Here is a 10,913-nt window from a genome sequence, read left to right as displayed (position 1 = left end):
ACGAACAGAAATTCTGCAGGTCTGCCCTTTTTTATGTCCGAAGTCACCTGAGACGAAAATACACCACCAACTACTCCTTAGATTCTGCTGTCTAATTCTCAATCACGGAATTATGCAAAATGCTCATATCAATTAATCCAATTAAGAGTGATATTATTTCTACCTATTATGTAGTTCAACTATCAAAGGTCTTAAAGTTTGATGTAAGTGAAAATATTGTGAAATATTTGAATAATTATAAGGAAGGGAGAGACCATCCATATTATTGGAAATTGATGATCGAATTTAATAGAGATGCGATCCAAAATTCTGATATTTCAGATATTGAATCCCTTTTTTTAAAAGCTGTGAAGACTTACTCAGTAGATAGCGATATAAATAAACTTATTGAAGTATATTCTTATCTAGAAATCTTGGAGGAGTTAAACATCCCCCTTCAATCAGATATTAAAGAAAAATTAACATTTACTGCAGAAAAAGCAATACAAAAAACGACAAAAAACAATGATTATCTTAGTGTTCAGACTAAAAGCTATAATTCATTAATTCTATATAAAATTGATGATAAAAATAATAGTGCCATTATTAAACATAGTGATTTTTTAATAAAAAATATTCAGAACTTCAATGATCTGGATCAAGGTCAACTAGAGTGCTTATATTTTAGTCTTGTAAGTCTTAGCAAAACAGAACCAGATAAGTATCAATCAATTATACAAAGTGAAGATAATGTTAAATCTATTTCTAACATTCTAAAAGCTCACTATGTAGACGATGGAATGTTTAGTTATACCTCCCATAAAGATAACGTTGATTTAAGATCTGTTTATTATGGTGTGTGGGTGTATGAAAATGTTATTAATAATAATATTTTCATTAAAAATAGCTTGAATAAGAAGTATAAAAATTGAAAGGGGATTTATTTGTGAAAAAAACAACGTCTTTACTCTTATCCATCGGATTAGTTTTCTCCTTATCTACACCAAATGTTTCTGCTTCTGAGCAACATAGTAAAAAGTAAATTGAAACAATTCCAGTTTCCCTGTCCAATAATGCGGATCCATCTTTAAACGAAAAATCGTCACAAGGTGAACTTTCAATTTACGAGGATAATGGGAAGAAAATTTATGAGTTAAGGGGGGCAAGAACACATGAGGAGAAGAAAAAAGCACTTGAAATTGTAAATAACTACATGGGAAAAGGCTCTGTTCAACAAACAACTGTAAGTGTTACACAAACGGATACGGATTTCTACGGCGATGAATGGGGTTACAGTAGTATAAATTCGAACGCATTGGGTTATACCTGGGCGAAATATAACTCCGCTAGTGATTTTAGAAGTGGCGGATATGACAGAACTTGGGGGGGACAAGCTGCAAGCTGGGGCGGTTCTGAAACGCCAGCTTACATTAAATTATATCAAAGTGTAACTGTTAATGTTATAAATTCAACAGGCACACTAACTATTGGCTGGCCCCCAAGCTATTCTGTTAGTCCAACAAAAACTTCTTCGACAGCAACTTGGAGTTCGGAATCCGCTACAAATGTAGATGTTCTTGGTGCAGAACATCAAACAACTGAGATTAGTGAAGCTGATATTCAAGGTGGTCAAATTACTTCATTTGTTTATAACGACTCAGCAGACATTAAAATAGGAAGCACAATTTACAGACCAGCTAGTTCCGTAAGGTTTACAAATGGTTTGTAATTTTGAATTAATTCTTTAAAACACCCACCTACTTCTTATTAAAGCTAAGGAAGTGACCTGTTCCTTTTAGGAATGGGTGCTTCCTTATTATTGCTTTTAGCAGGCTACCTTTTCCGTAAATGAAACAAGAGAGCGGAAGACATTTGTGGGCACGTGGATATTACGTAAGCACGGTCGGGACCAACAAAGATGTGATCCGAGAGTACATCCAAAAACAAGAAGAAGCAAATATCATCGAAGACAAGGCATCGAAATAAACCCTTAAGGGGTAGCCAGTAAAAATGGCTGGCGGAAACCGCGCCTTTAGGCGCTACCAGTAATAGGCCCCTTATAGGAGCGATATCAAGCCCCCCGTTGAACAGGTGGTGCTGTGACTACCTATATAGAGCGGCCTTGAACTGCCCTACCATGTCTTGTTTTGCTGATTTCAGCCTGAGAGAGTTGAGTTATTAAACAATAAGCGACAACGAAAAATAATTGTATTGATGTATATCACAGCTAACAAAGAGTTAGTACGACGAGCATAGCATAGCGTTCGGCCTTGTGACGTTACCTCATGATTGGAGAAGTGGTCAAGTGAATTGATGGCTTCTTCAATCAAAGAGAATCTTACAAGATGGTGGTTATTTAGCTAAGTTTAGTCCTCCCTTGATCAGTCTATAAACTTCAATGTAACAAATTAATTAAAATCGAAAGGAACAATTATGAAAACTAAAACAATAAGGGTTCTTATTTTTTCAGTCTTATCATTGGTTTCAATTATTCTTATAAGTTATATTCTCTATAATAATTTCAAAGACAACGTTTCAAACACTTCTATATTAAGGCCAATTGCCCAAGAAGATATTACTACAGTTACTGCTGAAAAAGTTACCTATACACGTAACGAGAAACTTTTAAAAATAAATAAGATAAAGCTAAAACTGGATCAGCAAGAAATTAGTGAATTAATTAGACTATATAATTCTGTTCCAGTTAATCGGATTTATAATGTTAACTCAATATCGGGAAGCATTAGTTTTGGAGTTACACTATTGCTGCAGGATAAATCGGAAATTAGAATACAATATAATTCAAAAGATATTTTTGTCACAACAACTTCAAATTCAAATTCTAAGAAATATAAAATTGATCAACCTGAGATGATAGTTTTTATTAATAAGTTACTTAACTGAGCACTTTTAGCTCAACCTGTAATGCCCCCAATGTCAAGACTTATTTTTTTGAGGAATAAGTTATATCCCCTTCTGGCTCAAATCTCAAAATCAGTGCTTGATTTCAGCCTAACAAACGATGACGATTACATTCAATCAAAATGCCTGCTTTGTAACGGTTGCGATTTCGAGTGAAGTAATGGCGACGCTGAAAGGCTTTAACGCGATTGTGGCGGGCCTGACGACCCGCATGTCATTGCTCCCTTTACGCGTCACTCTTACATCGGATTGACAAACCGGGCAGCATTGCTTGTGGCTAATCGGTTGTGCGTCGATATGAAGTTCATCGGTATCGATGGACAGAATTTGGGAAACTTTTAGTTCTGGCAAGTTAAGCATTTCATTGATATACTGAGTCTGCATCTATCTATTCCTATTGTTGTTTGGTCGGACTTATAACATTACAGGATTAGCAGATGTTTTTCCATTTTCAACCTCAGTTTATTTCGTCAAGCACTGGTTTTGGTTTTGAGCCTAAAAAAATAGGGCTGTTCTTGACAGATTGTTTTGCCAAGAGCAGCCCTTTTGGTGTTTAATGTATAGGGTCAGACTTTAAACCGTTCAATAAGCTCATGCATTTTTTCAGATAGCTCCGATAAAAATTCGGCTGAGCTGCTTACGTCCTGGGCGGCTGCAAGCTGTTCTTCGGCAGCTGCGGACATTTCTTTGGCCCCACCTGCTGTGCTTGCCGCTACATCTACAATGACCCGGCTCGTTTGTACAAGCTGCTCCGATCTCTCGGATAGTCTCTGAAGGGTGCAGTTCAACTCTTCAATCGAGTGCGCCGTAGCAACAGACGACTGGCGGATGGAGTCGAAGGAATCCCCGGCGCTGCGGACAAGCTGTGTCCCGAGGTTGACTTCTTCGGCGGTTGCCTTCATAGTATCCGTAGCAAGCTCCATTTGACTGAGGATCAAACGTATAAGCGTCGAGATTTGTTCGGCGGATGCTTTGGACCGGTCGGACAGCTTGCGGACGGAAGAGGCAACGACGGCAAAACCTCTGCCATGCTCGCCTGCCCTGGCAGCCTCAATGGCCGCGTTGATGGCTAATAGATGGGTTTCGTCGGCTATATCGGTAATAATATGCACGATATTGTTGATTTCCTTGGAATGAGCGCCGAGTGTGCCTATAATGTCCGCGAGATTTTGAACTCTGTCATTCATTGTGCCCATTTGCCGGATTGCAGCCTGAGCAGCCTCTGTTCCGCTTTTGGTCACCTCGGTGGCATCGGCGGCTGCCCGGGCAACTTCATGGCCGTTCATGGCCATTTCGGCTATAAATTCGGACATGTCCTGGACGGCACCGGAGCTATCCTTTAGGCTGCGAAGCTGCTTGTCGGCCCCCGAATGAAGCTCTGCGGTAACTGCTGCCGTCTGCTCGCTGGCTTTGCCGCTTTGTTCGGCGCTGGCGGATAACTGCTCTGACGAGGAAGCTACCTGAAACGAAGTCTCGCCCACTTCCAGAATGAGTTTTCGCAAATTGCCGCTCATAAGGTCAAAGTCTCTGGCAAGTCTGCCGATCTCGTCGCGACGGTTTAAGCCGAGCGGTTCCGAGGTTAAATCGCCATGGGCCATCAGGTTGGTTCTGGCCGACAATGCGGACAGCGGAGCTATCATCCGGCGAACCACAATCATGATGGCTGCGCCTGTAATAAACAGGACCATGCAGCCAATGATGAACGGCCAGGTCAGAATCTCCCATGTTCGATCGCTGATGATCGAAGCGTCGAAGTTGATCGCCATGAGCCCGACAATCGGCTGGTTCGGATCGCTGCTACGGTAGATGTGACCGTAGCCGGTCTTCAGCCGGACGCCGTCATATGTATACACTTTGGAGTAAAGCGAATGATGGCTGGAGGCGAGCATGTCATGATCTTCCTGATTCAGATAAAACTTGTCGCCTGCTTGGTAGCCTCTTGCTTTGAGACGCTTGTCCGCCGCAAGGATGGTTCCATCCGCCGAGATGATGAAAGCTTCTTTGAATATCGGCTTATGGTCAACCGTCCAGTTTAACCGGGTTTCGATGGCTTCCAGACTGGAGGTATCGCCATGGGCCAACTTCTCAATATCGCTTGGCTGAATGAGACCTGTTGTAATATTCGCGCATCCAACGAGTTCAATCCCTGCGGATTCATCAACTTGATGATAGGAGGTTTGATAGGATACAATGCTGATGGAGATCCCGGCGATCAGCAGAATGCCGATCAATATCAATGTAATTTTTCGCGCCAATCCCATGCTTTTCTTCTCTCCGTTCGTTTCTTTGGATATTGTTCATGCAGGTAGTTCTTAAGTCATTATAAATTAAATAGCAATGGTGAAACGATTGAATTTGACGCACGAAATCGGATGGATTGTGGCAGAAAAATGACAACTGCAAAGGAGTGATATGAATTTAAGGGGATTTGATATAAGCTGGGAAATGCAATTTTCCGGCCTACGATATTATTTAAAAATGCGAGATTCGGTTACTTAAAAGGGGAGTAAGCTAATAAACAGGGCCATTTCGGCTCCCGAATGAGAACGGGAGGTTTCGGCCGAAAGCAGCCATAGAAGATTTACCGAAACACAGGAGGACGATATGGAATTATTGAAACAACATCGTTATGTGATGTTATTAATTAGTACTATTTTTATATGTATAGGAGGCTTTTTTCTGCTATGGAATATGCTGCGCAATGTCCATTACCAGAGCGCGGGCTTCCCGCATCTGACGGCCGCTTCACACAAATACGAGGAAATTCCAGCAAGGGCGCCGGATATCGGGCCTATTAAGCAAAGGAGCAGGTCGATTCCGTTTACGCTTCAAGAAAAACTGGCACAGCACATGCAATTGGCCATTGATTCGAAACAGGCAAAAGCCAAGCCCAAAAGGCAGATAAAAACCGCTGCACAGGCAGCGGCCAACCGAGTTGCTCCCCCCGTAAAAATCTTCTTTACGCGCACTGCGCTGCTTCGTCCGGAGTATAAAGACAAAGCCACCCGGGTCTACGAAGTATCGAAAGAAGAGCTGCTTCTCCTGCAAAAGATTGTCATGGCGGAAGCAGAAGGCGAACCGTACGAAGGCAAAGTGGCAGTTGCCAACGTTGTCCTTAACCGGCTGCGGTCAGCCAATTACCCCGATACGATTTATGATGTGATCTATCAGAAACACCAGTTCAGCCCGGTTGCGAACGGGCGCCTTAAGCGTATCAAGCCGAATGCAGACTCCGTTAAAGCCGTTGCAGAAACGTTGAAAGGACGCAAGGAAGTTAGTGACGACACCTATTATTTCCTGTCCCTGAAGCTTGCTACGGATTTGTCCGTGCATCGCAGCCAGAAGCAGTCGAAGAAGATCGGCAATCATACATTTTATAAATAAACGGCACTCTCTTCGATTAACAGGTCATCAGGTGCGTACAGCATTTCTGCGATGGTCATAACACATTTTTCAGGATCGTAGCGGACGGGTGTCTTGATATCGCTTGCCGGATCGCTATTTTCGCGCTGCGAAAAAGGACGGTTGGATGTAAGGCGAATAAACCATTGATCCAGCGTTTCCCTATCCGCTAATACCGATCCGTAACCGGCTTTTACAAAATATTCGCAATTCCGCTGTTCCTGTCCGGGAATACAGCCTGTGAACAGCATGGGGATTCCTTTGGCCAGACCTTCCGTACAGGTGATTCCCCCCGGCTTGGTGATGAGCAGATCGCAGGCGTCCATTAATTTGTCCACCTGATCGGTCATCCCGAGTATCCGGATATAGCTGTGATTGAAGGCCGGATGTCTCCGCAGCTTTTCCGCAAGCTTTACGTTGGTGCCGGTGCAGATTAGAAGCTGGACTCTGTCGCGCCAGGCGGCTAATCCTTCCATCATCTCCTCTTCGAATAGCAATCCGAAGCCGCCGCCCATAACGAGCACGGTTGGCATATCCTCGAGTCCTAGCTCCTTGCGGATATTGGATTTGTCGCTGACGCTCCAGAATTTCGGATGAACCGGTATGCCGGTGACCTTGACTCTCGCAGGGGAAATCCCGCTTTCGGTCAGCAATTGCTTAACCTCCGGCGTAGATACGAGAAACCGGTCTATTTCTGCACTTAGCCACGCCCCGTGGGCATCATAGTCCGTAATGAGCGTGCAGACCGGCACATCGATTTCATGCTCCGCTTTGAGACGGGCCATGACAGCTCCCGGAATGGGATGGGTACAAACAATAAGATCCGGCTTGAGCTGGGTAACCACCCGCAAGGCGCGGGCATAGAACAGCTTGTGCAGCGCAAGCCGGGTAAGCCGGTTAATCGGCTTGTGATAATTGCTGCGGTAGAATATGCCCAGCAGCAGCGGGCTTGTGCTTACGGTTTTTCGATAGGCGGCCAGAATCAAGGGACCAATGGAGGGATTAAGAAAGGTCCCAAGCTCCATAACTTTGGCTTGCACGCCCGGAAACTTCTGTCTGAGTCCGGCTGCCAAACCGTAAGCAGCTTTGGTATGTCCAAAGCCGAATCCTTCGGACAGAATCAATACGCGTTTCTTTCCCATTTTTTAATGAACCCCCGTTTAACAAATAACTGTGCGGACTGCAGGTAGATCCCGCAGCTTGGCACTTATGCAAGTACTATTGTAAAATTTGCAAATTTTAGCGTGAAGAGCCTGGGGACTGGTTTCCATGCTGGACTTAGGTCGGGGACGCCAAATCCGGAAGCCTGTCCGATTTAGTTTAACCCAATTGGGAAAATATGTTGCAAATTCAAAATGTAAGGTGAATGCAAACTCCATGAAAATTGATGCAAACCTGCTTGATATGGATACAGAATCGTGATAAAGTGAAATTTGACCGACTGACTGCATTAGAATTTTGGTCAGTTTCGTGCGAACCGAAACTTGAAAGGAAAGGAGGAGAGGGCGATGCCGGCCATAGATCGCCGCAAGCAGATTGTTGAAGCTGCAGCTAAATCCTTCTCGTTGTTCGGATACAAAGCGACGACAATGGATCAGGTGGCAAAAATCGCGAACGTGGGCAAAGGAACCATCTATACCTTTTTTACGAACAAGGAAGAGCTGTTTGACGAGATTCTGCACAACGTCATTACAGAGATGAAGACGGTGGTACTGCGGGAAATTCGTGACGATCAACCGTTCTTTGACAAACTGTATAAGGGACTGGATGCCATGCTGGATTTCAGGAGCGAGCACGAATTGCTCGTGAAATTGTCCCAGGAAGTTCGTGAGTTCGGTACGCTTCAGGCCCAGGAAGCGATGCAGAGGATTGAGAATGTTATTCTGGATTATATGGAAAGACAGGTTATCCAGGCTGTTGATCAGGGCGAAATGATACCCGCCGACCCGAAGATTGTATCTTTTGTCATATTGAAACTGTATATTGCCCTAAGCCTAGATTGGAACAAGCTGCATCAGGCTTTGGACAAAGAAGACATCAAGCATTATTTCAACATTTTCCTCGCCGAAGGTCTTGTGCCTAAACAACAAGCCGTGAAAGACTAAAGCAGATTGGAGAGAGAAATAAAGGAGAGAAACTGATCATGAAGGCCATATCTGTCTTTTTCAAAGACATGAGAGTTGCGGCGAAAAAACCGCTGAACATTATCTCTGTCATTGCCGTGATCTTCATCCCGATTTTGTACAGCGGCATGCTCATAGCAGCTTTCTGGGATCCGTACGGCAATCTGGATAAGCTGCCTGTGGCGGTTGTCAATATGGATAAAGGCGCGGATTACGGGGGCAAAGCCCTCCATATCGGGAACGACCTTGTGGATGAATTGAAGAAGAACAAAGATTTTGACTGGGATTTTGTAAACGAACAAGAGGCTATGCGGGGTATTGCCGACAACCGGTATTATATGAAAATAACGATTCCGGAAAATTTCTCGGCCCAGGCGACAACGCTGATGGAGGATAATCCGAAGCCCGCGGAGCTGATCTATGAGCCTAATGGCGACTATAACTTTATTGCGGGGCAGATCGGGAACAGCGCCATCAAGGATATCAAGTCAAAGGTTTCCGCAAAAGTAACGGAGGCCTACACTGACAGTTTGTTCGGCAAAGTGTCGGAGATTTCAAACGGGCTGGCCGATGCGGGCAGCGGCGCAGGCGATCTCCACGACGGAGCCAGCAAGCTTGAAGACGGAACAGCCAGGCTGAAGGAAAACCTGAACAAGCTGGTGAACGGAACAACGAAGCTTAGCGACGGAATCAGCCCGCTGGAAAGCGGCGCGAACAAGCTGGGCGCCGGAACGAAAGATCTCAGCGTCGGCGCGGCGAGCTTGGCTGGCGGGCTGGATCAGCTGAGCGCAGCCCACAAGCAGCTGGAGAAGGGCACGAACGACGCTGTTCAAGGCGTATCCCAAATTGCCAGCGGGCTGAACTCCGCGCAAGACGCCAACCATCAGCTGAATGAAGGCATTCATGCCTCACTTGATGGCAGCGTCAAGCTGCAGCAAGGGCTCCAAAGCTCCATGGATAGCAGCGACCAGCTGGTACAGGGAGCGAGCGGAGTGGCTCAGGGGCTGGATCAGCTGATGAAAGCCAATCCGGCGCTTGCGAATGATCCTTCCATGCAGAAGCTGCTGGCGACAAGCCAGGCTGTGGCCCAGGGCACAAAACAGCTGCAAGAGGGACAGAAGCAGCTGCTTGCAGGCAGCAGCCAGCTTGTGGAGGGCAATCAGAAGCTGGCTGCGGGCAGCGATCAGGTAGTCAGCGGCGGACAGCAGCTCGTTGCCGGTGCGCAGAAGCTTCAGGCAGCTGGTCCGCAGCTTACGCAAGGCATGAAGCAGTTTGGCGGCAAGCTGAATGAAGCGGCAGCCGGCAGCCACAAGCTTGCGCAAGGCGCTGGACAGCTTGCTGAAGGTACCGGAGCTTTGCAGAAGGGCATCGTTAAGCTCGGCGGCGGCGTGGATGAGCTGAGCAGCGGCTCACAGCAGCTCAGCGACGGAGCGGGCACGCTCAAGAGCGGCATGCAGGATCTTGTGAGCGGCGCCGGCAAGCTGGCCGACAAGCTGAACGAAGCGGCAGGCGATACATCCAAAGTGAAAGGAACGGACGATGCCGTCTCAATGTATGCGCAGCCTGTTAATGTATCTGAAAATGACAGCCGTAAAATCAGCAAATACGGCACAGGAATTGCGCCATACTTCCTCTCGCTGGGCTTGTTTGTAGGGGGACTGCTTTCAACCATCATCCTTTCCATGAGAGGCACTTCGGACCCTGAGGCCAGCGGCTGGCAGCGTTTTGTGAGCCGGTTCCTGTCCTTTGGAGCGATGAGTCTTTTCCAATCCATCGTGGCAGCTTTCATCATCCACAGCATAATTGGGCTTGAAGTGAAAAGCGTTCCGCTGTTCTATCTGTTTACGTTCGTCACGAGCATCGCATTCATGATGATCATACAGGCGGTTGTCACCTGGCTGGATCAGCCTGGACGTTTTATCGCCATATTGCTGCTGATTTTTCAGCTCACGACCAGCGGAGGCACATTCCCGGTAGAACTGCTGCCAAGCTGGATGAAGCCGATCCACCCTTGGCTTCCTATGAGCCACTCGGTGGCGGGATTCAAAGCCGTCATCGCCAGTGGAGATTACAGTCTCATGTGGAGACAGTTGGATCTGCTGCTGGTCTATGCCGTTATTTTCGTGGCGCTCACGCTGGCTTACTTTATTTCGCATACCCCGCGCGGCGCTTCGGTAACGAATGAGCAGACCGTTTCGGCTTAACCGTTTTTAGAAAAATTTACAGACCATCAGGCCCGTCCCCCGCAGGAACTGCAAATGCAGCCTTTGGGGGCGGCTTTTTATTTTCCGAAGCAGGCCTCTGATCCCTTGGGAGGCAAACCCGGGGAGAAAATTGGGCGCGATCAGCGCTCAAGATGAATAGTGGCTTAAGCCAGTTGAGCTCGCGAAGCGTGCGAAACAAAAATCCACCCGCTATGCGGGTGGTGTAGTCCAGGCTTATAGCAAAAAACCACCTGATGCGAACGTTATAATAGAGTTGTTCAAG

General features: G+C 46.2%; 11 protein-coding genes. 7 read left to right on the top strand and 4 right to left on the bottom strand.

All coding sequences use genetic code 11. The annotated features are described in order from the left end of the window. Positions 1–119 precede the first annotated feature (119 nt). The 4 genes from K7397_RS20560 (at position 120) to K7397_RS20545 (ending at position 2,883) form a co-directional block, all read left to right on the top strand. Complete coding sequence (locus K7397_RS20560) at positions 120–911, top strand: hypothetical protein (protein ID WP_223070461.1); 792 nt, start codon at positions 120–122, stop codon at positions 909–911. A 281-nt stretch (positions 912–1,192) separates the two neighbouring features. Next, positions 1,193–1,708 (top strand): hypothetical protein, encoded by a 516-nt coding sequence (locus K7397_RS20555; RefSeq protein WP_223070460.1) that lies wholly within the window; start codon positions 1,193–1,195, stop codon positions 1,706–1,708. Between the two features lie 119 nt (positions 1,709–1,827). Continuing rightward, positions 1,828–1,965, top strand: a complete 138-nt coding sequence (locus K7397_RS20550) for a transposase (RefSeq protein ID WP_420488820.1) — start codon at positions 1,828–1,830, stop codon at positions 1,963–1,965. Positions 1,966–2,412: 447 nt separating this feature from the next. Beyond that, positions 2,413–2,883 (top strand): hypothetical protein, encoded by a 471-nt coding sequence (locus K7397_RS20545; protein ID WP_223070458.1) that lies wholly within the window; start codon positions 2,413–2,415, stop codon positions 2,881–2,883. Positions 2,884–3,018: 135 nt separating this feature from the next. Here the strand turns inward: K7397_RS20545 and K7397_RS20540 are convergent, their stop codons facing one another. Then, positions 3,019–3,285, bottom strand: a complete 267-nt coding sequence (locus K7397_RS20540) for a hypothetical protein (RefSeq protein WP_223070457.1) — start codon at positions 3,283–3,285, stop codon at positions 3,019–3,021. Positions 3,286–3,467: 182 nt separating this feature from the next. Next, positions 3,468–5,162 carry a methyl-accepting chemotaxis protein gene (locus K7397_RS20535; protein ID WP_223070456.1) on the bottom strand — a complete coding sequence of 565 codons (1,695 nt, stop codon included), beginning with the start codon at positions 5,160–5,162 and terminating at the stop codon, positions 3,468–3,470. A gap of 343 nt (positions 5,163–5,505) precedes the next feature. Here K7397_RS20535 and K7397_RS20530 point away from each other — a divergent pair, with 343 nt between their 5' ends. Next, the gene (locus K7397_RS20530; RefSeq protein ID WP_223070455.1) at positions 5,506–6,285 is read left to right on the top strand and encodes a cell wall hydrolase; all 780 of its coding nucleotides are present in this window, start codon (positions 5,506–5,508) and stop codon (positions 6,283–6,285) included. Here the strand turns inward: K7397_RS20530 and K7397_RS20525 are convergent. Continuing rightward, complete coding sequence (locus K7397_RS20525; RefSeq protein ID WP_223070454.1) at positions 6,276–7,445, bottom strand: MGDG synthase family glycosyltransferase; 1,170 nt, start codon at positions 7,443–7,445, stop codon at positions 6,276–6,278. The genes K7397_RS20530 and K7397_RS20525 overlap by 10 nt on opposite strands. 366 nt (positions 7,446–7,811) lie before the next feature. Between K7397_RS20525 and K7397_RS20520 the strand changes: the two genes are divergently transcribed. Together K7397_RS20520 and K7397_RS20515 are read left to right on the top strand one after the other, a co-directional pair. Beyond that, on the top strand, positions 7,812–8,408 hold the full coding sequence (locus K7397_RS20520) for a TetR/AcrR family transcriptional regulator (protein ID WP_223070453.1): 597 nt from the start codon (positions 7,812–7,814) through the stop codon (positions 8,406–8,408). Between the two features lie 38 nt (positions 8,409–8,446). Then, positions 8,447–10,630: a YhgE/Pip domain-containing protein gene (locus tag K7397_RS20515; RefSeq protein WP_223070452.1), complete on the top strand. Its 2,184-nt coding sequence runs from the start codon at positions 8,447–8,449 to the stop codon at positions 10,628–10,630. A gap of 16 nt (positions 10,631–10,646) precedes the next feature. Here the strand turns inward: K7397_RS20515 and K7397_RS20510 are convergent. Further along, positions 10,647–10,913 (bottom strand): hypothetical protein (locus K7397_RS20510; protein ID WP_223070451.1); only part of this gene is annotated, 267 nt, incomplete at its 5' end.

The organism is Paenibacillus caui (assembly GCF_019904135.1).
GTDB classification, from domain to species: Bacteria; Bacillota; Bacilli; order Paenibacillales; family Paenibacillaceae; genus Fontibacillus; species Fontibacillus caui.
Note: the sequence above shows the minus strand (reverse complement) of the source record. Positions and strands in the feature narration are given on the sequence as shown.

Bases quoted from the DNA above. Each gene is read 5' to 3' on its own strand.
- K7397_RS20515 (WP_223070452.1), top strand. From the start codon at position 8,447: ATGAAGGCCATATCTGTCTTTTTCAAAGACATGAGAGTTGCGGCGAAA.
- K7397_RS20525 (WP_223070454.1), bottom strand. From the start codon at position 7,445: ATGGGAAAGAAACGCGTATTGATTCTGTCCGAAGGATTCGGCTTTGGA.
- K7397_RS20560 (WP_223070461.1), top strand. From the start codon at position 120: ATGCTCATATCAATTAATCCAATTAAGAGTGATATTATTTCTACCTAT.
- K7397_RS20550 (WP_420488820.1), top strand. From the start codon at position 1,828: ATGAAACAAGAGAGCGGAAGACATTTGTGGGCACGTGGATATTACGTA.
- K7397_RS20530 (WP_223070455.1), top strand. From the start codon at position 5,506: ATGGAATTATTGAAACAACATCGTTATGTGATGTTATTAATTAGTACT.
- K7397_RS20545 (WP_223070458.1), top strand. From the start codon at position 2,413: ATGAAAACTAAAACAATAAGGGTTCTTATTTTTTCAGTCTTATCATTG.
- K7397_RS20520 (WP_223070453.1), top strand. From the start codon at position 7,812: ATGCCGGCCATAGATCGCCGCAAGCAGATTGTTGAAGCTGCAGCTAAA.
- K7397_RS20535 (WP_223070456.1), bottom strand. From the start codon at position 5,162: ATGGGATTGGCGCGAAAAATTACATTGATATTGATCGGCATTCTGCTG.
- K7397_RS20555 (WP_223070460.1), top strand. From the start codon at position 1,193: ATGGGAAAAGGCTCTGTTCAACAAACAACTGTAAGTGTTACACAAACG.
- K7397_RS20540 (WP_223070457.1), bottom strand. From the start codon at position 3,285: ATGCAGACTCAGTATATCAATGAAATGCTTAACTTGCCAGAACTAAAA.